The sequence below is a fragment of the Marinobacter sp. CP1 genome (assembly GCF_001266795.1).
In the GTDB taxonomy this organism is placed as follows: Bacteria; Pseudomonadota; Gammaproteobacteria; order Pseudomonadales; family Oleiphilaceae; genus Marinobacter; species Marinobacter flavimaris.
In genome coordinates, this window is the sequence record NZ_CP011929.1 from 3,024,647 (window position 1) to 3,047,374 (window position 22,728).

Consider the following 22,728-nt stretch of genomic DNA (forward strand, 5'->3'; position numbering starts at 1 on the left):
CTTCCTAGAGGCTGCGGGGCTTTTTAGTTTATGCGCATGGCGCAAAGGGTTGATTCATGAAATTCGTAGACGAAGCCACCATCATTGTGGAAGCCGGCAAGGGCGGTCACGGCTGCCTGAGCTTCCGGCGAGAAAAATACGTTCCCAAGGGTGGCCCCGATGGCGGCGACGGGGGCGATGGTGGTTCCGTATATCTGGAAGCCGAGGAGTCGCTGAACACGCTGATCGACTACCGGTTCCAGCGCAAACACAAAGCCCAGAACGGCGAGCCCGGTTCTGGCCGCAACTGTACCGGTAATAAAGGCGAAGATCTGGTTCTGCCGGTTCCGGTCGGTACCACCGTTGTTGATATGGATACCCATGAGGTCCTGGGAGATCTGACCCACGCAGGCCAGCGCCTGAAGGTGGCCCAGGGCGGGTTTCATGGTCTTGGCAACACCCGTTTCAAATCCTCGGTGAATCGCGCCCCGCGCCAGACTACCAAGGGTTCCGAGGGCGAGTTGCGTAACCTGAGGCTGGAGCTGAAGGTGCTGGCAGACGTGGGTTTGCTGGGCATGCCCAATGCCGGCAAGTCTACCTTTATCCGTTCGGTGTCGGCGGCTCGCCCGAAGGTTGCGGACTATCCGTTTACCACGCTGGTACCCAATCTTGGTGTTGTCAGTGTACAGGCGCACCAGAGTTTCGTGATTGCCGATATCCCGGGTCTGATTGAAGGTGCCGCCGAAGGTGCCGGCTTGGGTATCCGCTTCCTGAAGCATCTCGTGCGCACCCGTCTACTGCTGCACCTTGTGGATGTGGCACCGTACGATGGCTCATCGCCCGCCGATGCGGTTAGAGCGATCGAGCATGAGCTTGAGAAGTTCAGCGAAACTCTGGCCAACCGTCCGAGATGGCTCGTGCTGAACAAGGTCGACATGGTGGCCGAAGAAGATCGCGATGCTCATTGTCAGGCCATTGTCGATGAGCTCGGATGGGACGGGCCGGTTTTCTGGATCTCTGCGCTCAGTGGCGAGGGCACCAAGTCCCTGGCTCAGGCCGTTATGCGCTGGATCGAAGAGCAAGCTGAGGAAGAGGCCCAGAATCCGGAATTCGCGGAGCGGGAGGCCCAACGTCGCCGGCAGATGGACGACGAAGCTCGCGCCCGTATTGAAGCCGAGCGTCAGGCACGCCGCGCGGCCCGCGAAGAGGACGATGACGACGACTTTGACGATGATGATTACGATGTCGAAGTGGTCTACGCCCCGGAGTAAACCAAGGACTGATACCAGAGAGATCGCTCAAGCACCATGACTGAACGCCTACAGCTGCGCCAGGCCCGTCGCCTGGTTATCAAGATCGGAAGCGCTTTGCTGACCAACGATGGTCGTGGCCTGGATGTGGCGGCCCTGGGTTTGTGGGTGGATCAGATCGCCGAGCTTATTGAAGATGGCGTGGAGGTGGTTGTCGTTTCCTCTGGTTCCGTCGCCGAGGGAATGAGTCGTCTTGGCTGGACTGTCCGGCCAGAGCAGCTCCATGAGTTGCAGGCTGCTGCGGCAGTTGGTCAGATGGGTCTGGTGCAGACCTGGGAGGCCCAGTTCAAACGGCACGATATCCATACCGCCCAGATTCTGTTGACTCATGACGACCTCTCCGACCGCAAGCGTTATCTGAATGGCCGGGGAACCCTCAGAGCCCTGCTGAACCTCGGTGTCGTGCCCATTGTGAACGAAAACGACACTGTGGTTACCGACGAGATCCGGTTTGGTGATAACGACACCCTGGGCGCCCTGGTTGCCAATCTGATTGAGGCGGATGGCCTGATTATCCTCACTGACCAGCTGGGCCTATTTGACAAGGATCCCAGGAAGCATTCGGATGCGTGTCTGGTGACCGAGCGCAGGGCCGGAGATCGCGAACTGGATGCCATGGCGGGTGGCGGCGCCGGTGTTCTCGGGCGCGGCGGCATGCAGACAAAGTTGCGTGCTGCGCGGCTTGCTGCCCGGTCCGGGGCTTTCACCGTCATCGTTGGTGGTCGCATCGAGGGCGTGATTGGTCGCCTGCGGCAGGGTGATGTAATCGGTACTCTGTTATTGCCGGAGCAGGGCCGGATTGCTGCCCGAAAGCAATGGCTCGCCAGCCACCTGCAGACCCGTGGCAGGCTGACTCTGGATGATGGTGCGGTGAAAGTGCTGTGCCTGGGTGGCCGCAGTCTTCTGCCGGTGGGTGTTAAAGGTGTGTCGGGGCAGTTTCGCCGTGGCGAGATGGTGTCCTGCTTCGACCAGAGTGGTCGTGAAATCGCCCGGGGGTTGGTTAATTACGACGCCGACGAAGCCAGGGCTATTGCCGGCCGTTCCAGTGACCGGATTACCGAGATCCTTGGCTATATGTCAGGCGAGGAGATGATCCACCGGGACAATCTGGTGATTGTGTGATAATCGCTCGTCCATAAAAAAACCGGCCAGATGGCCGGTTTTTTTGCCTGAATCGAGCTAATTAGGCGCTCTTCAGGGCCTTGATCTTGGCGCTCAGGCGGCTCTTGCTACGAGCCACCTTGTTCTTCGCGAAGATGCCTTTGTTGACCATGCTGTCCAGAATCGGCTGAGCCTGCTGGAAAGCGGCCTGGGCTTCTTCGTAGTTGCCGGCTTCGATCTTGGATTGGATCTTTTTCACATAAGTACGAGCCATGGAGCGCAGGCTTGCATTGTGCTTGCGGTTCTTCTCGTTCTGACGTGCGCGCTTCTTGGCTTGCGGGGAATTTGCCACCGTAAAACTCCTGAAAATCTCAAATTCGTTGCTGAATGATTCGTTACATCGCGGGCGCGCCAAAACCAGCGCGTCGAAATAAATGACGCGGAACTATGCCGCTCAAACCTTCAAATGTCAAGGCTAAAACCCATTTCATGCCCCGACACAGAAGGCCTGTGGTAAACTCGCGGCTCACTGAGCGCGGGCTTGACCGGGAAGCAGGTAATTCCCGAAATACGAGCGCCAAAAGGATATCCAGAATGCCAAGCAAGGGCCTGCATGTCGTCGGAACCTGAATCAACGCCTGAACAGAAGCAATTACCCAAGCCGCCAGGACTGCTCAGATCGTCGGGGCTCGTCGGTATTATGACCATGCTGTCCCGGGTGCTGGGTCTGGTTCGGGATATGGTCATCGCTCGCTATTTCGGTGCCGGTGCCGGTGCCGATGCTTTTTTTGTGGCTTTCAAGATTCCGAATTTCCTGCGTCGGCTATTTGCAGAAGGCGCCTTCTCCCAGGCGTTCGTGCCGGTATTGTCCTCCTACCGGGAAAATCAGTCGCTCTCGGACGTTCAGCGGCTGGTCAATGCGGTGGCTGGCTCCCTCGGCTTGGTGCTGTTGGGCGTCACGCTGGTGGCCATTCTCGGGGCGCCGGTGCTGACGGCGGTCTTTGCCCCTGGTTTCCTGGATGATGAGGTGAAATTTGCGCTGACCAGCGATATGTTGCGCATCACCTTTCCGTACCTGTTGCTGATATCCCTGACAGCCTTCGCCGGCGGCATCCTCAACAGTTACGATCGCTTTGCGGTACCCGCGTTTACCCCGGTTCTTCTCAATCTGGCGATGATTGCGGCAGCCATCTGGTTGACGCCGCTGATGGATGAGCCGGTGATGGCTCTGGCCTGGGGTGTTTTCATTGCCGGGGCACTGCAGTTGTTTTTCCAGTTGCCGTTTCTGATGCGATTGGGCCTGTTGCCACGGCCTCGTGTGGATTATCGCCACGAAGGTGTCAGCCGGATTCTCAAGCTGATGGCGCCTGCGCTGTTCGGGGTATCCGTCAGCCAGATCAATCTGCTGTTGGATACGGTTCTGGCGTCCTTTCTCCAGACCGGCAGCGTTTCCTGGTTGTATTACTCCGATCGGCTCTCGGAATTGCCCCTCGGCGTGTTCGGGATAGCCATTGCGACGGTTATTCTCCCGAGCCTTTCCCGTAAACACGCAGCGGCGTCAGCGGACCAGTTCGCGGCCACCCTGGATTGGGCGGTTCGGGCGGTCCTTTTGATTGGTCTTCCGGCTGCCCTGGCGCTTGCGCTGTTGGCCGAGCCGCTGATTGCCACCCTGTTCCACTATGGCGCGGTTACCGACCGGGATGTGGCCATGTCGGCCCAGAGCTTGCGAGCCTATTCCGCAGGATTGCTGGCGTTCATGCTCATCAAGGTTCTGGCGCCGGGGTTTTTCGCAAGAGAAGACACCAAAACCCCGGTCAAGATCGGCATCCTTGCCATGGTGGCAAACATGGTGTTCAACCTGATTCTCATTTTCCCGCTGGCCCACGCCGGCCTCGCGCTGGCCACCTCAATATCGGCCTGGTTGAATGGCTACCTTCTTTGGCGCGGACTGCGTAAGGAAGGGGCCTGGCAGAGCCAGCCCGGCTGGCCCCGGTTTCTGCTACAGCTGCTTTTTGCCAACGGTGCCCTGGCGGCCGTCATTGTCTGGCTCAACGCCCCGGTGTCGGTGTGGCTGGCAAACGGAGGCTATCAGCGTGCAGCGGACATGGCGATGCTGGTAGGGGCGGGTGTCGCCGTGTACTTCGTTGCACTGGCGCTGGCCGGGGTTCGGGTAAGACATTTCCGCCACAGGTAAGGTATAATCGCGCGTTTTCTCACCAGCGTTGCGGCAAAAGTGAGCGCTGAAAGCTAGCTGGCAATTGAAGGTTCGCATTGCATGCGTCTGATCCGGGGCCTGACCAACCTGAAAATGCTTTCCCGTCGGGAGGATTCACCGCTCGCCAACGGGTGTGTCGCCACCATCGGTAACTTCGACGGTGTGCACTTTGGGCACAAAACCATTATTGATCAGGTCAAAAGCAAGGCCAAGGCTCTGGGCGTGCCCTCGGTGGTGATGATTTTCGAGCCCCAACCCCGGGAGTTTTTTCAGGGCAGGGAAGCGCCGCCAAGGCTGATGGGATTTCGTCAGAAGTTCGAGGCCCTGCTGGCGGAAGGTATCGATATTGTGCTGTGCCTGCGCTTCAACCAGGCGTTCCGTAGTTATTCGGCCATGGGCTTTATCGACGATGTTCTGATCCATGGATTGGCCGTTCGTCACCTGGTGGTCGGCGATGATTTCCGGTTTGGCTGTGATCGGGCGGGCGATTTCGCGCTTCTCGAGAAAGTTGGATACGACGCCGGATTTTCTGTCGAGAATACCCTGACAGTAACCGTCGACGGCGAGCGAGTAAGCAGCACACGTGTCAGGGATTTACTCACGGTGAATGGGCTCGAGAAAGCCGAATCGCTGCTGGGCCACCCCTATCGAATCCGGGGGAGGGTCGTGTATGGCCGCCAACTGGGGCGCCAGATTGGTGCGCCAACCGCGAATATTCTGTTACATCGGACACCCGCCCTGCGCGGTGTCTATGTGGTTGCCGCCACCCTGGACGACGGCGCCCGATTCGATGGTGTTGCCAATATTGGTGTACGTCCGACCGTTGACGGCAAGCGGCCCTCACTGGAAGTGCACCTGTTTGACTTTGCTGGCACACTTTATGGCCAGCACCTGGAGGTTGTGTTCCGGCATGGCCTGCGGGACGAGGAAAAATTCGGTTCTGTGGACGAGCTGAAAGATCAGATTGCCCGGGATTTTGACCAGGCCCGAGCGTGGATTGCCGAAAACGGCTCTGTGAAAAGCGCGGATTGAAACGCCCGGCTGCGCCCCAACGAATAAATGACTGACTCAAACTGACCAAGACCAAAAGAGTACGCACACAAACCATGAGCGACTACAAGCACACCCTGAATCTGCCGGAAACCGCCTTCCCCATGCGCGGCAACCTGGCCAAGCGCGAGCCGGAAATGCTCAAGCGCTGGCAGGATCTCGACGTCTACGGCAACCTGCGCAAGCAGCGTGAAGGGCGGGAAAAGTTCATCCTTCATGATGGCCCTCCTTACGCCAACGGCAGCATTCACATTGGTCACGCGGTCAACAAGATTCTCAAGGACATGATCGTCAAGTCCCGCAGCTTCATGGGCTATGACGCGCCTTACGTGCCGGGCTGGGACTGTCATGGTCTGCCGATCGAGCACAAGGTGGAGCAGGAGATTGGCAAGGCCGGTGTGAAGGTGGATTACAAGACCTTCCGCCAGGCCTGTCGCGACTACGCCACCAAGCAGATTGCCGGTCAGAAAACCGATTTCATTCGCCTGGGCGTGATGGGGGAGTGGGACAAACCCTACCTGACCATGGATCCCAAAGTTGAGGCGGGTATTGTTCGTGCCCTGGGCAAGATTGTCGCCAAGGGCCACCTCGTGCGTGGTTACAAGCCGGTTTACTGGAGTGTGGTGGGTCAGTCCGCACTGGCAGAAGCCGAGGTTGAATACCAGGACAAGACCTCGACCCAGATCGATGTGCGCTTTACCGCGGTTGATCAGGCAAAAGCCTTGTCGCTGTTCGGCACCGATAATGGCGGTGGCGATGTGTCCGTTGTGATCTGGACCACCACGCCCTGGACCATTCCGGCCAACCAGGCGGTTTCGCTGAATGCGGAGCTGGACTACGCGTTGGTGCAGACCGATGTCGGCCAGGGGCCTGAGCGCATGATTCTGGCCGCCGACATGGTGGAAGGCATCATGGCGCGCTGGCAGGTTGAGAGCTACGAAGTGCTGGCGACCTGCTCTGGTGCGGCCCTGGAAAACCTGGTTCTCCAGCATCCGATCTACGACAAGCAGGTGCCGGTGATCCTGGGTGACCATGTGTCCACCGATGCCGGTACCGGCGCTGTTCATACCGCGCCCGATCACGGTATGGAAGACTTTGAAGTGGGCAAGGCCTACAACATCGGCACCATCAACCTGGTTCAGGCCGACGGCACCTACACCTCGGCCGCCGGTGAGCTGGCAGGCGTGCATGTTTACAAGGCGGATGAGCCGGTTTGCAGTGCGCTCGAGCGCGAGGGCAAGCTGGTCCGCTCCGAGAAGTTCCGCCACAGCTATCCCCACTGCTGGCGGACCAAGACCCCGCTGATCTACCGGGCCACGCCCCAGTGGTTTATCAGCATGGACAAGGAAAACCTGCGCGCTGATGCTCTTGAAGCTATCCAGGGTGTGCGCTGGGTGCCTTCCTGGGGTAAGAACCGTATCGAAGCCATGTTCAACCAGTCTCCGGACTGGTGCATCTCCCGGCAGCGGACCTGGGGCGTGCCCATCACCCTGTTTATCCATAAGGAAACCCAGGAACTGCACCCGGATACCCAGAACCTGATCGAAAAGGTGGCGCAGCAGATCGAGGAGGGCGGTATCGACGCCTGGTACGAGCTGGATGCGTCTTCCCTGCTGGGCAGTGATGCCGAGCAATACGAGAAGGTAACGGATACCCTGGATGTCTGGTTCGATTCCGGTGTCACCCACGAGTCTGTCCTGCGGGTTCGCGAGGAGCTGGGCCAGTTCCCGGCGGATATGTACCTCGAAGGCTCAGACCAGCACCGTGGCTGGTTCCAGTCGTCCTTGAAAACCTCCATCGCCATGAATGGCGTGGCGCCTTACAGGCAGGTTCTGACCCACGGCTTTACCGTCGATGGCAAGGGCCACAAGATGTCCAAATCCCTGGGCAACGTGATCGCGCCCCAGGAAGTCATGAACGAGCTGGGCGCCGACATCCTGCGCCTGTGGGTGGCCGCAACCGACTACAGCGGCGAAATGACCGTTTCCAAGGACATTCTGCGCCAGACCGCCGATGGTTACCGCCGGATCCGGAATACCTCCCGCTTCCTGCTGAGCAACCTCACCGGATTTGATCCGGAGCAGCACATGGTGGCGCCGGAAGACATGATCGCACTGGATCGCTGGATGGTGGACCGTGCCCTGCAATTGCAGGAAGAGCTCCATGAGGACTATGGCAACTACGCCTTCCTGCGGATTTACCAGAAGGTGTACAACTTTTGTGAAGCCACCCTGGGTGGTTTCTATCTGGATATCATCAAGGATCGCCAGTACACCACCCAGGCCGACAGTCTGGCGCGGCGTTCCTGCCAGACGGCCCTGTACCACGTTGCCGAGGCGCTGGTTCGTTGGATCGCTCCGATCCTCAGCTTCACCGCTGATGAAATCTGGCAGCATCTGCCGGGCAAGCGCAGCGATACCGTATTCTATGAAACCTGGTATGAAGGCCTTACTGCGTTGCCGGATAACGCCGAGCTTGGCCGCGACTACTGGCGCGAGATGTACAGTGTGAAAGAGGCCGTCAACAAGTGCCTGGAGGAAGCCAGGGCACGGGGTGAAATCAAAGGCTCTTTGAGTGCCGAAGTCACCCTGTTCTGTGAAGGCGATCTGGCAGCTGATCTGAAGCACCTCGGTGAAGAGCTGCGCTTTGTTCTGATCACTTCAGAGGCCAGCGTTAAGCCAGTTTCAGAAGCCGGCGATGCGGAAATGACTTCCCACGAGGGTCTTCGAGTCAACGTAGCACCGGCTGCCCATACCAAGTGCGAGCGCTGCTGGCACCACCGGGAAGACGTCGGCCGCAATGCCAAGTACGACGACCTCTGTGGTCGCTGTGTGACCAACGTGGAAGGGCCCGGCGAAGCCCGCGCCTACGCCTGATGGAGGCGACCATGGCTGAGCAGGTCACCGGGAGCAAATTGAAGTGGCTTTGGCTGGCGGTGCTGGTGATCGTTCTGGATCTCGGCACCAAAGCCATGGCCACCGCTATGCTGACCTACGGCGATCCGGTTCCCGTGATTCCGATGTTCAATCTGACGCTGCTTCACAACACCGGGGCGGCGTTCAGTTTTCTGGCCGGAGCGGCCGGCTGGCAGCGCTGGTTCTTCGTAACTCTGGCCCTTGTGGTCAGCGTGGTGCTGGTCTACTGGCTGAAAAACCTTCAGCGTCATGAAACCTGGACGGCCATTGCCATCGTACTCATACTCGGCGGCGCCCTGGGCAACGTCTACGATCGGGTGGTGCACGGCTACGTAGTCGACTTCCTGCACTTCTACTGGCAGGACTGGCACTTTCCCGCTTTTAACCTGGCTGACACCGCGATCACCATCGGTGCCGCCATGATGATTCTTGATATGTTCCGCAAACCCGCCGATTCGGACGGGGATGCGCAAAGGAGTGAGTAACTCTTATGAATGAACTGCCTGTCGACAAGGGTACCCGGGTAAAACTGCACTTCGCCCTGAAGTTCCCGGATGGCGAAGTGATTGATTCGACCTTTGAGAAAGAGCCGGCGTCCCTGGAAATCGGCGATGACAACCTGCCGGAGAATTTCGAGGCTTACCTGATGGGTATGAAAGCTGGTGATAAAGACAGCTTCCAGGTGCCGCCCGAGAAAGCCTTTGGCCAGCACAACCCGAATAACGTACAGACGTTCAAGCGCCATGAGTTCAGCCCCGATATGGTGCTGGAACCCGGCGTAATGATTTCCTTTGCCGACGCGCGCCAGAGCGAGTTGCCCGGTGTTGTCAGCCGTGTAGAAGGTGACGAAGTTGAGGTGGATTTCAATCACCCCCTGGCAGGGCGTACACTGACGTTTGAAGTAGAAATCATCGACGTGGAACCGGCAGGCCCGGCCCACTAACCAGAATAGCAGGTTGATATGCAGATCCGACTCGCCAATCCCCGAGGTTTTTGTGCCGGCGTGGACCGCGCCATCGAAATTGTAAACCGGGCGCTGGACGTGTTCGGGGCGCCTATCTACGTTAGGCACGAGGTGGTCCACAATAAATTCGTGGTGGATAACCTGCGCAACCGTGGCGCCATTTTCGTGGACGAGCTGGACGAAGTTCCAGACGACAAGCTCGTTATCTTCAGCGCCCACGGCGTTTCCCAGGCGGTACAGAGCGAAGCCGCCCGCCGCGGCCTGAAAGTCTTCGACGCCACCTGTCCGCTGGTTACCAAGGTTCACCTGGAAGTCATGCGCTACAGCCGCGATGGCAGGGAATGCGTGCTGATCGGCCACCACGGCCATCCGGAAGTAGAAGGCACCATGGGGCAGTACGACCATAGCAATGGTGGCGAAATCTACCTCGTCGAAGACGAGGAAGACGTGGCGAACCTGGAGGTTAAAGACCCCGGTAAGCTCTCTTACGTTACCCAGACCACCCTGTCCATGGACGATACCGCCCGCGTCATTGACGCGCTCCGCGCAAAGTTCCCGGAGATCCAGGGCCCTCGCAAGGACGATATCTGCTACGCCACCCAGAACCGCCAGGATGCCGTGAAGCAGTTGGCCGGCGACTGCGACCTGATGCTGGTGGTTGGCTCGCCGAACAGCTCCAACTCAAACCGCCTGCGCGAGCTCGCGGAGAGAATGGGCACGCCGGCCTATCTGATTGATGAGGCCTCCCAGATCGATGCTGCCTGGCTGGAAGGTAAGACTTCGATTGGGGTTACTGCGGGAGCTTCTGCCCCCGAGGTTCTGGTGAACGATGTGATTACTCGTCTGCGAGAGCTTGGCGGCAGCGTTCCGGAGGAAATTGCCGGGCGTGAGGAGAATATTGTGTTTTCTATGCCGCGGGAGTTGCGGATAGATGTTGTGAATGTTTCCTAAAAGTTAGTGTTCACCTACTGCCTTCCTTCTTGAGGCGGCTTAAAGATTATGGCCACCTCCAAAAATGCGAATGTCTTCTCGAAATTTCCCTATCTAATTGCCGCTCGTCCGCTTTCGTGCGCCGCTAGTCAGATACTGCTGGCGAGCTCCGCTCCAAGCTTTTAATTTAAGGATAGTTAATGTGGGATAAGACTATGTACCTGACGACGAATAACAGAGGCTTCACTCTCGTTGAGTTGATGATTGTGATTGCACTTATCGCAGTTATTGCAGGCTTTGCCATACCCCAGTTTGGAAGGATTATTGATAACAATCGGGTGGTATCTACCACTAACTCTATCGTTGGCTTGTTGAATTACTCGCGAAGCGAGGCTGTCAGAAGAGGAGAAAGAGTAACGGTTACCTCGGCTGCAGACACTCTTGTTACGACTTTGACTTCGAATGGCAATGTCATCAGGCAGATAGAGGAGTCTGATGGTGGTCTGAGTATCACAGCTGGGGCTGTGACGTTTCGTGCGAACGGTCTTACCACTAGCGGCGGCAATGTGGCATTCAACGTTTGTGCGGGAGCCAGTGATGGCAGAACCGTAACGGTAACGCCCGGCGGGCGTGTGGACACAACCGATTTTAACTGCCCTTAGTAAAGTGATTAATTACTGAGGACTCCGGAGAAAAGTTCATGTTTGGAATATCAAACCCACGCTCCCAGCGAGGCTTCACTCTCATAGAAGTGCTTGTTGCCTTGCTGGTACTGCTTGTTGGGCTGCTTGGTGTAGTAGGCATGCAGTACTTGTCTTTGCAGCAGGTGAACAACGCGAACCTTCGATCCCAAGTCAATCTGCATGCACTCGAGATGGTGGAGATGATTCGAGCAAACGACAACGCCGCTTTGACAGCAGGTGAGGTCGATTCCTGGGAGGCTGCTTTAGATCGGGACATTCCCGGCGCTGAGGGTGACGTGACGTTCAATGCCAACACAGTGGATGTGACGATCACCTGGGACGAACGCCAGTATGGGAGTAACGCCGAAGAGCAAACGTTTACGATGACAGCGAGGTTAGAGCAATGAACGTTTCGGTAAGACAATCTGGCCTGTCAATTATCGAAGTAATAGTTGCGTTGGCTCTGTCGCTCATTATTACGCTTGGTTTGACCCAGATTTTCACCTCCAACAGTCAGAGTTTTCGCGTCTCCGAGGCGAGCGCCCGAATACAGGAAACCGGCCGGTTGGCAACGTCTATTATCGGGCGGGAAATTCGTAATGCGTCCTATTGGGGGTGTTTGGGGAGTCAGGGAGTTCGAGATGGGCGCTTGAACAGTATACTCAACGACACAGGTTTTGACGTTGGCGCGCTGCTTCGGGGGCTTGACGCGGAGGACAACCAGGGTGCTGGTAACTCAGATGTGCTGTATCTGGGAGGCGTGAACGGAAATTCTGCCGTTAGGGTCACGTTTCAGCCTAGTCAGCAAGCGGCAAATTTGAGGGTTGATGACAGCGACTCCTTCAATGAAAACGACATCCTTATTGTTACCAACTGCAGTGAAGGAGATATTTTCCAGGTCACTAATTTGAATACCAACAACGAAGTCGTGGTGCACAACTCGGGGAACGTGAGTGATGGCCCGGGTAACTCAACACAGGCTTTATCAACGAACTACAATGACGATCCCGACGGTGCATCAGTCTTCCGGCCCCGACAGCAGCGTTTTTACCTTCAAGATAACGCAAATGGTGCCCGGGAACTTGTAACCGACGGTGTCGGAATAACTGGAAGTGGTATCGGTAATTTCTCCACACCGGTTGCGCTGTTGCAAGATGTCATCGATTTTCAAATTCAGTTTGGTGTCGATGGTGATCAGGATGGCCAAGTTAACGCTTGGGAGGATCCCGTAGGTCTTACAACGGCGGGAAGGACGCAGGCAGACAACGCTATCGCTGTGCGTTTGAGTGTTCTTGTGCGGTCACCAAATGACGGCGTCACTGACGGCGCGCAAGAGTATTGCTTCCCCGGCTGGCTGGATTGTGTCGCTGATGACACTCTGCTGACCACTGCAAATGCCAACGATACATTCCTGTATCGGGTTTATTCCACCACTATTACTATGAGAAACAGGATCTGACGTTATGCGTGACAATTGTATTCGCAACCAGTCGGGTGCCGCGCTAATTCTGTCTTTGCTCCTATTGCTGGTACTGACTCTTCTGGCTGTCTCGAGTATGCAGGGCACTATTATGCAGGAGCGTATGGTGTCCGGTGAAAGAGAAGGGATGCAATCTTTGGAGATTGCTGAGTCTGCACTTCGTGATGCTGAGTTATTTGTAGAGAATGTAAACCTTCTGTCGGAGTTTGATGGCACCGGTGGGTTATACGGCGAAAATGACGTGGCTCCAGACCCTCTGGCCCTGGATTGGGGAGCCAGTGAGGATGTTTTGAGTGCCGATGCCGTTGACGGAGTGACGCCGCGTTATTTTATTCAACACATGGGTGAGGCCCGACAGCCGGAGCAACTTACGGATCTAGTCGTTGAGGGATATTCACACGAAACTGGCGCAACTCAGGCCCAAGCATTCCGTATCGTGACATGGAGTCCGGGCCCGACCGGTGAATCGACCCGGATTATAGAATCCTACTATGCACGGGAAATGTGAGCTTCTGCTCCAAGGATAATGGTATGAATCAGTTGAAAAGAAAACTATGTAACTTCTGCTTTGGTCTAGCCATTGTAATTCCTGCGCAAGGCTACTCTGCTCCCGGGATCTTGGCGGACCAACCCTTATACCTGGCAGGCGGTCGTGGTGTTCCCGGGAACCTGGTCCTGACTCCATCTGTCGAATTTCCGACTGTTCAGAGTCTGGCTAACCTTGGAGCCTATACCACTGACCGAACGTTCGAGGGGTATTTCGATCCGAACAAGTGTTACGTCTACAACTACGACCAAGATTCCGACAAGCGCCATTTTTCCCCGACACGGGTATCGGAATCCAAAACCTGCGGTGGTTCAGGGGAATGGAGTGGTAACTTTTTGAACTGGTCGACTACCCAAACCATTGATCCGTTTCGGAAAGTATTGACAGGGGGTTACCGATTCCTTGATACAGAAACCGAAACCTGGTTGGAGAAGGCAAGACATCCTGGCCAAAGCGGTTTAGCAGTTCGTGAAATAAGCGGATCTACGCTGGTGTCTGGGGCAACGCCATTTACAGCCAATCGTGTCCGAGTTCGAATACAGGGGCTCGGTGTGGAAATGAGATTTAGCGTCGGAGATACGGGCGTAAATCTCAACACGGTTAACTACAACCCGGGCGTCGAGTTTGACGCCGATCGTGCACATGAAGCCCATGTTCGAGTCAAAGTGTGTGACGAGTCAGTGGGGCTTGAAGCAGACTGTGTTGAGTATGCCAATGCCTGGAAGCCCGAAGGGCTATTGCAGAAGAACTCAGAGACGCTCCGATACAGTGTATTCGGTTATCTGAATGACGACAGCAATTCCAGGGACGGTGGTGTTCTCAGAGCACAACAAAAATTTATCGGTCCGGATCAATTCCTTCCTTCGACAGGATTGGCGAGCAATCCGAACGCCGAGTGGGATGAAACGACAGGGGTTCTGTATACGAATCCCGATCCCGATGCGGCCTCTAGTACCCCTGGCAACGTGGTAAACAGTGGTGTTATCAACTACATCAACAAGTTTGGTCAGTTGAATAATAACAACCATAAGTCATTGGACCCGGTCAGTGAACTCTACTATGCGGCAACACGCTACTTGAAAGGACTTGGAGGTGTTGCAGCTTACTCCAATTTGAGTGGCTACAGTTCAAGTGAAATCGACAAGTTCACTGACGGTTTTCCCGTTATTACTGATTGGGCCGATCCCGTTCAGTATGAGTGTCAACCTGCAGCGATCCTGGGTATCGGCGACGTCAACACTCATGACGATAAGAACCTGCCTGGAAACGAATCCAGCTATCGTCGGGATGAACCGACGATGCCTGACGAGGTTCGCAACGACGACACGATCGATGTTATCGCGATGACAAATCGAGTGGGGGTTATCGAAGGCCTTGGTGATAGCTTAGGTGAGGGCAACTCGTTTACAGGTCGTGAGAATTCCGCACATATTGCGGGTCTCGCATATGACAATCTTGTGAACGATATGCGGCCTAATGATTTTGGTAAGCAGACAGCGACCACGCATTGGGTGGACGTTCTTGAAAACCAGGTGTTACAGCCAACCAACCGAAACCAGTACTACTTGGCTGCGAAATACGGTGGTTTTGATGTGCCTGATGATTTCGACCCAGAAACTCGTACTGAGGAGTTGCCTGAGGAATGGTGGCATACAAATGGCGAAACGGTATCGCTTGGTTCCACCAGCTTTAAGCGCCCGGATAATTACTATATTGCGGGCCAGGCCGACCGTATGATCGCAAGCTTGGAGAAAGCGTTTGAAAGTATTGTAGCTGAGGCAGTAGGCAGCTCCACGGGTGTAACTTTCAACACGGCTACATTGGAAACTGACACGCTTCTCTTCGGTGCTCGCTTTGATTCTGCGAACTGGACTGGGGATCTGTTTGCTACGGGTCTTACCGAAAATGAATCTGGGCCGCCCACTATTGACGAGACGGAGACCTGGGAGGCGGGAAGTGTTCTGGACGCAAGAGACCTTACTCAGGATGCTCGTAATATCATCACGTACGACGGATCCGAGGGGTTGCCATTTATTTGGTCAAATTGGGGTAGCTTGACAGCTCGCCAACAGAACGACCTCAAATATAATGGGGGCGCCGGCAGTCTTACCCTGGCTGAGAATCGCATATCCTATTTGCGCGGAAATCCAGTCACAGGGATGCGGACTCGCGCTAGCCTCCTCGGCGATATTATTAATTCAACACCTGTATACGTTGCCCAGCCGGACCTGGGATGGCCAACCGGTGTACCCTTTGGCACAGCCACTGACACTTACGCTGATTTTCGCAGTGACAAACGCAGCCGGACGCCCGTCGTTTACGTTGGCGCCAATGACGGCATGCTTCACGCGTTCCGAGGCAGTGATGGAAAAGAACTTTTTGGTTATATTCCCGAGTTTATTTTCTCTGACGAAGCTACTGCAGGGCTGCATTACCTGACACAGCAGGCCTATCAACATCGCTATTATGTTGATCTGACACCTGTTGTGTCAGATGTCTACACGCAAGGTGCTCGAAACACCGCTGCGGACTGGCGAACCATTCTTATTGGTGGTGCACGTACAGGTGGCAAAGGTGTCTTCGCGCTGGATGTCACCGATCCCGGCAGTTTCTCCCAAGCGAATGCTTCCGACATCGTTATGTGGGAGTTCAGTAGCGAAGATAACGATCGGATGGGCTTCATTACCGAGCCGCCTACGGTTTCGCTGGTTCAATGGGGTAACAATGATTACCGCTGGACCGCCTTCGTGCCTAATGGCTATAACTCATCTACGTCCTCGACCGGCCTGTTTATGCTAGACATTGAAGGTGGCCTGGACGGGGATTGGACCGATAGCGGGGATTATCGTTATATCGAGTTCGAGAGTTCCAGTGATGCGACTGGCCTATCCCCGGTCCGTCAGGTAGACCTCAACGGCGACCGAATCGTAGATCGCGTGTATGCAGGCGACTTGAAGGGCAACATTTGGGTTGCATCCAACGCCGGGAACGGTAGTTGGGGTTCTGCTTATCGCCAGGGGGGCACTGCGGAACCCTTATTCACGGCAATTCGATCTGGTGAAGTGCAGCCAGTTACTGCTGCGCCGATGATTGTCCGTAATCCGAATGATAACGAAAACAACCCGGATCCAGATGTCATGGTTTTGTTCGGCACTGGTCAGTATCTGACTCAGGATGACACGGTCAGTGAGGATGTTCAGTCTTTTTATGGCGTGCTCGACCAGGGCACATCGGAACTTGAGCGAGACGATCTGATAGACCGGGATATTACCGACTCGGTGATAACAGTGGAGGGTGAGGTATTCGATGTGCGCTCCTCAACGGGTGAAGATTTCGATACCCAGAACGGCTGGTATGTCGATTTCACAACAGAAACCGGGGAGCGCATCGTGCAGGCACCTCAGGTCCGAGGCGAGTATGTGTTTGTGAACTCGACAATACCGTCAAGCAATCCCTGTGACGTTGGCGGTAGTGGTTGGCTGATGGCATTTGGACTTGACGGCCAAACGCCTGACCGCGCGGTCTGGCCCAAGTTGGGGCAACCATTCGTGGGCTTCAAAACCGAGGGCGGTCTGCCAAATAAAACCGGTTTCCTGGGTGACTACGCCCTGATCCCCCGTTCTGACAGTGAAATTCTCTCTGAAGAGATTGATGTCGGTAGTATGTCGGAGAACACAGGAAGAATGAGCTGGCAGGAACTGTACGACTGATTGTGATTTTAATTAGCTGGGGCGTAGTTGCGCCCCAGCAAACCTAACAGGAATGGGAATTGAAGATGAAGTTGATCAGGCGAGAATCAGGCATTACCTTGATCGAGTTGATGATTGTGGTGGCCATCATCGGCATCATTGCGGCCATCGCCTTGCCAAGCTACAACCGCTATGTGGAGGATGCCAGAGCGGCGGATGCCAAAAGCGCTTTGATGTCCCTGGCAAACGCATTAGAGCGGTACCACACGCAAAACATGTCGTATGTCGGTGCAACTATCGGCAGTGACGCAGATGACATCTTTCCGGATGAAGCGCCTTTGGATGGGAATGCCAAATTCTATGACCTGGTAATAGACAGCCAGACTGCGACTGCGTTCCGCATTGAGGCCCAGCCGAAAAATGGCCAGGGCGGCGGGACAATAGCGTTACTGTCCAATGGGCAGAGGGTCAATTGGGATTAGAGCCATCGTTTTTCAGACGCCTTCGCAAGTTATCGGATCGCCGGAGGCATCTTCTACCACCCCGTCGCCATCATAATCTCTCGCCATTTGTGGTCGCCCTCCCATATTTATTCTTACCTGAGCCGCGTATTGATTGTCATCTGAGTCGGGGCACCAGATAAAATGGCCTAAAGTGCCTCTCGACCAACCGCTGCTCTGGAATCGGAAGTAATTGTGGATCCCGGATCTAACTACCAACCGTCCAGTTTCAACGGAGTGAAGTATCCGTACTATTTGGCTATCGTCTGTAATCTGTTTCGTACGAGAGGGATCGCGAAACGCAACGATCGGAAAGGACCAGTCATTGGCACATTTTGAATCGTTGCCTATTGCGCACAGAGTCACGGTTGTCTGCTCGTTGATCGCGGTATTTCGTGCAAGATTCAACGTTGAGATGAGGTCGGCAAGCGCCGTATGACGTCCTGAATGATTCATCAGATTTGCGGTGCCCGGGATGGCAAATGCAAGAATAATCGCGCTAATCGCCAATACAACAGAAAGTTCAACCAGCGTGAAACCGGATTGGGAATAATTATTCACTTTAAACATCCTTGTATGAGGTTTTTCGTCAATCACTAAAGCAAGGCGGAACATCCTGTTCCGACTTTTTGAACCCGAATAATATCAGGTTTACTGATTTTGGATTTGTGAAACAGTCACTCCATCCCCAACTTCTTCAACCGATACCTTAACGCCCGAAAACTGATTCCCAGTCGTTTCGCCGCCGCCGTCTTGTTCCATCGTGTTGCCTCAAGCGCCTTTTCTATAGCCTGTCGCTCAATACTTTCAAGATACCCTTCCAGGTCGATTTCACCATCAGGTACAGATATGCCTTCTTCGCCGGCCTCTCCTTCGGCAATGATCTGCGACGCCGAAGCTGCATGCTGAACACCATTCCCCAGATGCAGATCATCAGCATCGATCTGATCGGCGTCGCACAGGGTAAAAGCCCGCTCCAAGACGTTTTCCAGTTCCCGGACATTGCCCGGAAAGTCATAGCCTCGCAGTCTGTCCACGGCCGCTGGCGTTAACGAGGCAGGGTCACACTCATACTCTTTCGCAATCCGTTCAAGAATGTGATTCGAAAGCAGAGAAATATCATCCGGCCGCTCTCTCAGGGGTGGTACTGCGAGTTCGATCACGTTAATCCGGTAGAAAAGATCCTGACGAAAGCTGCCTTCCTGGACCAGCTCCGGCAGATTCTTGTGGGTGGCGCTCAGTACCCGAATGTCGACGGGCACTTCCTTGGTGTCCCCGACGGGCCGAACGGCTTTTTCCTGTATGGCGCGGAGCAGTTTCACCTGCATGGCCAGGGGCAGGTCTGCCACTTCATCAAGGAATAGGGTACCTCCGTTGGCAGAGCGGAACAGGCCGTCTTTGTTCTCCACGGCCCCGGTAAAGCTGCCTTTCTTGTGGCCGAAGAATTCGCTTTCCATCAGTTCCGAGGGAATCGCACCGCAGTTAACCGCGATGAACGGTCCTTCGCGGCGGGGCCCCTGGAGGTGGATCATTCTGGCTACCAATTCCTTGCCGCTGCCAGACTCGCCACTGATAAAGACCGGTGCCTGACTTCTGGCCAGTTTTCGGGTCTGGTTTCGGAGTTTTCGAATCTCTGGTGATTTGCCGAGTAGCAGGCCTGGCTCGTCGGCTGTATCTTCCGCGTCTGGCTTGGGCTCAGCGAGTTTGAGGGCGCTATTGACCAGTTCCCTCAGTCGGGGCAGTTCCACCGGTTTGGACACGAAATCAAAGGCCCCGGCTTTGAGCGACTCAATCGCGGTGTCCATGTTGCCGTAGGCTGTGATCACGGCGACAGGCGTGGCCGGAGAGTGTTTCTGAATCCACTGCACGAGTTCGATGCCATTACCGTCTGGCAGGTTCATGTCGGTCAGGCAGAGGTGGGTGGTGTTCTGTTCCAGCAATTTCCGCGCGCTGGTGAGGTCGGGTGCCGTGAGGGTTGTTATGCCCATCCGGGTGAGGGTGATCTCAAGTAACTCCCGGATGTCCGGTTCATCATCAACGATCAGCGCTGTGTATGTGGTCATCTTGTGTCGTCGGTTCCATGTCGTTGTTCAAGCGCCCGTTATCCGCCGGCGCCGGTTCAGATCATTCGCCCCGGGTGAGCAAATGTAATGCGAAAACAGCAGCCGGGCTTGTTATCTTCTACCAGGGAAAGATGCGCCTGATTAGCCTCGCACAGTTCCCGGGCCAGATAAAGCCCGAGCCCGGTTCCGGTCTTGTCTGTAGTAAAAAACGGTTCAAACACGGAGTTTCTGTTCTCCGGCGCTATGCCGGGACCCAGATCCCGCACATCGATATAGGCCCGTTCACCATCCTCGGTTGCCCCGGCATGGATGCCGATCTTTCGTTGCCCCGAGTGCTGTTCGCTGTAGCGTAAACCGTTATCGCAAAGATTTACCATCACCTGTTCAATCTGGCTTTTGTCGAATCGGGCCGGCGGCAGTTGCGGATCTATTTTCAGAACGATGTTGGCTGTGGTGCAGTCATCGTCCTGCGTTTGCAGGAAGTCTTCCCGAAATTCCTGGAGCCAGGGTGCCACTTCGATCAGGTCCGCATTGGCGGCCCGGCGCCTGGAAAGATCAAGAACGTTCTCGATAATCCCGTTCACCCGGCGGGAGTGTCGCTGGATGATCGCTAGCCCGGATTTCTCATGAAGAAGGTAGCATGAGGAAGGAAGAAGCGGCTTAAAGTGTTAGAATTCAAGTTCCTACACAAAAACCCACACTAAAAGCCGCTATCCAAAATGGTACCTCAAAAACTGACCTTCTCGCCACTCTCCCGCCGCCAGATTGAAGCCGATTTCTCCGGAGGCCATATCACCTCGGATGCCGGTGTGTTGTTACTGCGCGAAGTCGATAAACAACACCGGCTAACCCAGCGACTGGCCGAGACGCTGACCGACCAGCGGGATGCCCGCATGATTCGTCATGGGCTCAACACCATGATCCGGCAGCGCGTCTACGGCGTGGCCAGCGGCTACGAAGATCTGAATGATCATGAAGCGCTTCGCTTTGATCAGGCACTACAAACCGCCACGGGGAATGCCTCGACTCTGGCCGGCAAGTCCACGCTTTGTCGAATGGAGCAGGCGATGGATCGGCAAACCATTGTCAAAGCGCATGAGTTGCTCTGGCACCACTTTATCGAGCAGCATGAGAAGCCGCCCAAGGAAATCGTGCTGGATTTTGACGGCACCGATATTCCGGTGCACGGCGACCAGCCGGGTAAGTTCTTTAACCGGTATTACGACCATCACTGCTACTTCCCGCTTTACGTCTTCTGCGGTAGGCACTTGCTGGTGAGCTATCTGCGCACCAGCAATCGAGGTGATGCCCGGCACAGCTGGGCCATTCTGGCGCTGCTGGTGCGATTTATTCGCGAGTATTGGCCACAGACCCGGATCGTGTTCCGGGGCGACTCCCACTTCAGCAAGCCCCGACTGCTGGCCTGGTGCGATCGCAACCAGGTGGATTACATCGTAGGCATGGCCCGCAACCAGCGGCTGGAGGCGCTTGCCGCCCCAGCCATGGACAAAGTCCGGACCTACTACGAGGCTCATGGCCATAAGCTCGCCAGCACCTTCCGCTTCCGCTACAAAGCCCGAAGCTGGCATAAGCCACGCTGGGTGGTTGCGCGCCTGGAATATGGCCCTCAAGGCCCGAACCCCCGGTTCGTTATCAGCTCCCGCTACGATGACGGATTCAAGCTCTACTACGAACAGTATTGCGCACGGGGTGATATGGAGAACCGGATCAAGGATCAACAACTGGATCTGTTTGCCGGTCGCACCTCCAGCACACACTGGTGGACCAACCAGTGGCGGCTGATCTTATCCGGCTTCGCCTACACCCTGTTCGAGCGTTTGCGGGTGCATCTGAAAAACACGCCCTTCGAACGTATGAGTGCCGGCACCTTGCGCTTGAAGCTGATCAAGGTTGGCGCAGTCATCATCCGCAACACCCGCCGAATACGGGTGTTGATGAGTGATAGCTATCCACACAAGAACGATCTCTCAGCACTGGTTCAGCGCTTGGTGCCCCAGTAGATAATCGGGCTCCCCCGGCCCGATACCAATGGGGGAAAGGGGGAGTTGTGCCTGAATGCCGGAAACTGGCTAAATAATCGCCAACTTCGACCATGACCACTCGGATCTGGCACTACCAGGCTTGGTCTGCGAAGGTTGTTGGAGCACTATGAGAAATCCGGGCTAGCATCTGGCGGTCGCTGGCTTCCAGGTTCGGAGCCTCTTCCATAAGCTGGGCCGCGTGGCTGATTGCACCCAATGGGTTGCGGATTTCATGGGCGATGCCGGCAGTCAGCCGACCCAGCGATGCCAGTTTCATTTGCTGGGCCTGCTGGGTGACTTTGCTCATGTCCTCGATGAACACAAGGATCTGGTCGCCCCGCTCCTGGTCCAGCTGGGTGAAATTGGCCTGCAGCAGCGGCGAGGTCGGTGAGGGCTGGAACGGCTCAATGCGCTGTGCTGGGTCCTTCAGCCAAACGTCCAGGCCCTGCTTGAGCGGCTTGGGCAACACGGTTGCGCGTTCCTGGATCGGTACTGAGGTTTTTGGCGCGCCATATAAAAGCTCCTCGGCAGCCGCGTTGGCAAGACGGATCTGGCCGAAACGGTCCAGTACCAGAATACCGGTACGCATGCGCTGGATAATCTGTTTGTTGATCTGTTCCAGTTCGGCAATGCTGCGAGCCCGGCTGCTGGCCAGAGCCTCGCTGCGCATCATTCGGCGGGAAATGCTTTGCAGGACGAAAGCTGCGGCAAAATAAAGTATGCCCAGTGAGCCGGCCCGGACGATATCATCAGCGGACTCACCCAGCGCCAGTAAGGCCCATCCGGATATGCCCAGGGAGCAGATAGCAGCGAGAGCCGCATAGAAGGTTCCCATCCGGCTGGGCGTCAGGATGTTACCCGCCGCTACAGACACAATCACCAGGTTGGCCAGACCGTTGGTAATACCTGTACTGGCCAGCAACAGGCCATGCATGATCAGAATGTCAAGCAGGATCGAAAGCGTTATATGGCGTCGGCTGGGGTGAAAACCGGCCACAAGAAGCAGGGCAATGAAGGCATTTAGACCCAGGTAAGCGGAAACGCCGGCCTGATAATAATCCAGCAGTCGGAAGCGCATATCAAAGTTGACGGGATCCACGAATAGCAGTGCCACCAGCATCAGGCTCACCACTAGTCGGTAGTGGTTGTAGATCCTGAACAGCTTGGCCTGTTGGATTCCGGACGGTGTCGAGGGGGCCGGGCCGAGCGCCTCGGCCGATCGTACTGGTGTATCTGCTGCCATGATTTACAGGAATCCGC

18 protein-coding genes and 2 pseudogenes are annotated in these 22,728 nt (G+C 55.8%); 15 read left to right on the plus strand and 5 right to left on the minus strand.

Annotated elements, in window-relative coordinates; all coding sequences use genetic code 11:
• The first annotated feature begins 56 nt into the window (after nucleotides 1–56).
• Nucleotides 57–1,250, plus strand: coding sequence for an Obg family GTPase CgtA (cgtA, locus tag ACP86_RS13935; protein ID WP_053114497.1), 1,194 nt, complete (start codon nucleotides 57–59; stop codon nucleotides 1,248–1,250).
• Nucleotides 1,251–1,286: 36 nt separating this feature from the next.
• A complete protein-coding gene (proB, locus tag ACP86_RS13940; RefSeq protein WP_014576055.1) occupies nucleotides 1,287–2,411 on the plus strand; it encodes a glutamate 5-kinase in 1,125 nt (374 codons plus the stop codon).
• Nucleotides 2,412–2,472: 61 nt separating this feature from the next.
• Here proB and rpsT read toward each other — a convergent pair whose 3' ends face one another.
• Nucleotides 2,473–2,742, minus strand: coding sequence for a 30S ribosomal protein S20 (gene rpsT, locus ACP86_RS13945; protein WP_008170735.1), 270 nt, complete (start codon nucleotides 2,740–2,742; stop codon nucleotides 2,473–2,475).
• A 261-nt stretch (nucleotides 2,743–3,003) separates the two neighbouring features.
• Between rpsT and murJ the strand changes: the two genes are divergently transcribed.
• The 12 genes from murJ (at nucleotide 3,004) to ACP86_RS14005 (ending at nucleotide 17,345) form a co-directional block, all read left to right on the plus strand.
• Nucleotides 3,004–4,584, plus strand: coding sequence for a murein biosynthesis integral membrane protein MurJ (murJ, locus tag ACP86_RS13950; protein ID WP_075267663.1), 1,581 nt, complete (start codon nucleotides 3,004–3,006; stop codon nucleotides 4,582–4,584).
• Nucleotides 4,585–4,665: 81 nt separating this feature from the next.
• Nucleotides 4,666–5,637 carry a bifunctional riboflavin kinase/FAD synthetase gene (gene ribF / locus ACP86_RS13955; protein WP_053114502.1) on the plus strand — a complete coding sequence of 324 codons (972 nt, stop codon included), beginning with the start codon at nucleotides 4,666–4,668 and terminating at the stop codon, nucleotides 5,635–5,637.
• A gap of 74 nt (nucleotides 5,638–5,711) precedes the next feature.
• Nucleotides 5,712–8,531 (plus strand): isoleucine--tRNA ligase, encoded by a 2,820-nt coding sequence (ileS, locus tag ACP86_RS13960; RefSeq protein ID WP_053114504.1) that lies wholly within the window; start codon nucleotides 5,712–5,714, stop codon nucleotides 8,529–8,531.
• Nucleotides 8,531–9,055, plus strand: coding sequence for a signal peptidase II (gene lspA, locus ACP86_RS13965; protein ID WP_053114506.1), 525 nt, complete (start codon nucleotides 8,531–8,533; stop codon nucleotides 9,053–9,055). Before ileS ends, lspA begins: the two co-directional genes overlap by 1 nt.
• A 5-nt stretch (nucleotides 9,056–9,060) precedes the next feature.
• Nucleotides 9,061–9,513, plus strand: coding sequence for an FKBP-type peptidyl-prolyl cis-trans isomerase (gene fkpB, locus ACP86_RS13970; RefSeq protein WP_053114507.1), 453 nt, complete (start codon nucleotides 9,061–9,063; stop codon nucleotides 9,511–9,513).
• Between the two features lie 18 nt (nucleotides 9,514–9,531).
• Nucleotides 9,532–10,485, plus strand: coding sequence for a 4-hydroxy-3-methylbut-2-enyl diphosphate reductase (ispH, locus tag ACP86_RS13975; RefSeq protein ID WP_053114509.1), 954 nt, complete (start codon nucleotides 9,532–9,534; stop codon nucleotides 10,483–10,485).
• Nucleotides 10,486–10,679: 194 nt separating this feature from the next.
• Nucleotides 10,680–11,126: a GspH/FimT family pseudopilin gene (locus ACP86_RS23730; RefSeq protein WP_176443059.1), complete on the plus strand. Its 447-nt coding sequence runs from the start codon at nucleotides 10,680–10,682 to the stop codon at nucleotides 11,124–11,126.
• A gap of 38 nt (nucleotides 11,127–11,164) precedes the next feature.
• Nucleotides 11,165–11,554, plus strand: a complete 390-nt coding sequence (gene pilV, locus ACP86_RS13985) for a type IV pilus modification protein PilV (protein WP_053114513.1) — start codon at nucleotides 11,165–11,167, stop codon at nucleotides 11,552–11,554.
• Nucleotides 11,551–12,606 carry a PilW family protein gene (locus tag ACP86_RS13990; protein WP_053114515.1) on the plus strand — a complete coding sequence of 352 codons (1,056 nt, stop codon included), beginning with the start codon at nucleotides 11,551–11,553 and terminating at the stop codon, nucleotides 12,604–12,606. Before pilV ends, ACP86_RS13990 begins: the two co-directional genes overlap by 4 nt.
• 4 nt (nucleotides 12,607–12,610) lie before the next feature.
• Complete coding sequence (locus ACP86_RS13995; protein WP_053114517.1) at nucleotides 12,611–13,135, plus strand: PilX N-terminal domain-containing pilus assembly protein; 525 nt, start codon at nucleotides 12,611–12,613, stop codon at nucleotides 13,133–13,135.
• Nucleotides 13,136–13,158: 23 nt separating this feature from the next.
• A complete protein-coding gene (locus ACP86_RS14000; RefSeq protein ID WP_082220569.1) occupies nucleotides 13,159–16,884 on the plus strand; it encodes a pilus assembly protein in 3,726 nt (1,241 codons plus the stop codon).
• A gap of 65 nt (nucleotides 16,885–16,949) precedes the next feature.
• Nucleotides 16,950–17,345 carry a type IV pilin protein gene (locus ACP86_RS14005; protein ID WP_053115537.1) on the plus strand — a complete coding sequence of 132 codons (396 nt, stop codon included), beginning with the start codon at nucleotides 16,950–16,952 and terminating at the stop codon, nucleotides 17,343–17,345.
• A gap of 12 nt (nucleotides 17,346–17,357) precedes the next feature.
• On the opposite strand, the gene ACP86_RS14010 is transcribed toward ACP86_RS14005, so the two are convergent.
• From ACP86_RS14010 to ACP86_RS14020, 3 genes and pseudogenes are all read right to left on the minus strand, one after another.
• Nucleotides 17,358–17,978 carry a GspH/FimT family pseudopilin gene (locus tag ACP86_RS14010; RefSeq protein WP_053114522.1) on the minus strand — a complete coding sequence of 207 codons (621 nt, stop codon included), beginning with the start codon at nucleotides 17,976–17,978 and terminating at the stop codon, nucleotides 17,358–17,360.
• 62 nt (nucleotides 17,979–18,040) lie between these two features.
• Entirely contained in the window at nucleotides 18,041–19,426 is a 1,386-nt protein-coding gene (locus ACP86_RS14015) for a sigma-54-dependent transcriptional regulator (RefSeq protein ID WP_053114524.1), read from the minus strand.
• A 56-nt stretch (nucleotides 19,427–19,482) separates the two neighbouring features.
• A pseudogene (locus ACP86_RS14020) lies at nucleotides 19,483–20,040 on the minus strand (sensor histidine kinase); the annotation flags it as partial.
• A gap of 105 nt (nucleotides 20,041–20,145) precedes the next feature.
• Here ACP86_RS14020 and ACP86_RS14025 point away from each other — a divergent pair.
• Nucleotides 20,146–21,447: an IS1380 family transposase gene (locus ACP86_RS14025; RefSeq protein WP_041336316.1), complete on the plus strand. Its 1,302-nt coding sequence runs from the start codon at nucleotides 20,146–20,148 to the stop codon at nucleotides 21,445–21,447.
• 154 nt (nucleotides 21,448–21,601) lie between these two features.
• Here the strand turns inward: ACP86_RS14025 and ACP86_RS14030 are convergent.
• Nucleotides 21,602–22,711 (minus strand): annotated as a pseudogene (locus tag ACP86_RS14030) (histidine kinase dimerization/phospho-acceptor domain-containing protein); the annotation flags it as partial.
• Between the last annotated feature and the right edge of the window lie 17 nt (nucleotides 22,712–22,728).

Excerpts from the sequence above, each read along its gene's own strand:
- cgtA (WP_053114497.1), top strand. The coding sequence starts at position 57 with ATGAAATTCGTAGACGAAGCCACCATCATTGTGGAAGCCGGCAAGGGC.
- proB (WP_014576055.1), top strand. The coding sequence starts at position 1,287 with ATGACTGAACGCCTACAGCTGCGCCAGGCCCGTCGCCTGGTTATCAAG.
- murJ (WP_075267663.1), top strand. The coding sequence starts at position 3,004 with ATGTCGTCGGAACCTGAATCAACGCCTGAACAGAAGCAATTACCCAAG.
- ribF (WP_053114502.1), top strand. The coding sequence starts at position 4,666 with ATGCGTCTGATCCGGGGCCTGACCAACCTGAAAATGCTTTCCCGTCGG.
- ileS (WP_053114504.1), top strand. The coding sequence starts at position 5,712 with ATGAGCGACTACAAGCACACCCTGAATCTGCCGGAAACCGCCTTCCCC.
- lspA (WP_053114506.1), top strand. The coding sequence starts at position 8,531 with ATGGAGGCGACCATGGCTGAGCAGGTCACCGGGAGCAAATTGAAGTGG.
- fkpB (WP_053114507.1), top strand. The coding sequence starts at position 9,061 with ATGAATGAACTGCCTGTCGACAAGGGTACCCGGGTAAAACTGCACTTC.
- ispH (WP_053114509.1), top strand. The coding sequence starts at position 9,532 with ATGCAGATCCGACTCGCCAATCCCCGAGGTTTTTGTGCCGGCGTGGAC.
- ACP86_RS23730 (WP_176443059.1), top strand. The coding sequence starts at position 10,680 with ATGTACCTGACGACGAATAACAGAGGCTTCACTCTCGTTGAGTTGATG.
- pilV (WP_053114513.1), top strand. The coding sequence starts at position 11,165 with ATGTTTGGAATATCAAACCCACGCTCCCAGCGAGGCTTCACTCTCATA.
- ACP86_RS13990 (WP_053114515.1), top strand. The coding sequence starts at position 11,551 with ATGAACGTTTCGGTAAGACAATCTGGCCTGTCAATTATCGAAGTAATA.
- ACP86_RS13995 (WP_053114517.1), top strand. The coding sequence starts at position 12,611 with ATGCGTGACAATTGTATTCGCAACCAGTCGGGTGCCGCGCTAATTCTG.
- ACP86_RS14000 (WP_082220569.1), top strand. The coding sequence starts at position 13,159 with ATGAATCAGTTGAAAAGAAAACTATGTAACTTCTGCTTTGGTCTAGCC.
- ACP86_RS14005 (WP_053115537.1), top strand. The coding sequence starts at position 16,950 with ATGAAGTTGATCAGGCGAGAATCAGGCATTACCTTGATCGAGTTGATG.
- ACP86_RS14010 (WP_053114522.1), bottom strand. The coding sequence starts at position 17,978 with ATGTTCCGCCTTGCTTTAGTGATTGACGAAAAACCTCATACAAGGATG.
- ACP86_RS14015 (WP_053114524.1), bottom strand. The coding sequence starts at position 19,426 with ATGACCACATACACAGCGCTGATCGTTGATGATGAACCGGACATCCGG.
- ACP86_RS14025 (WP_041336316.1), top strand. The coding sequence starts at position 20,146 with ATGGTACCTCAAAAACTGACCTTCTCGCCACTCTCCCGCCGCCAGATT.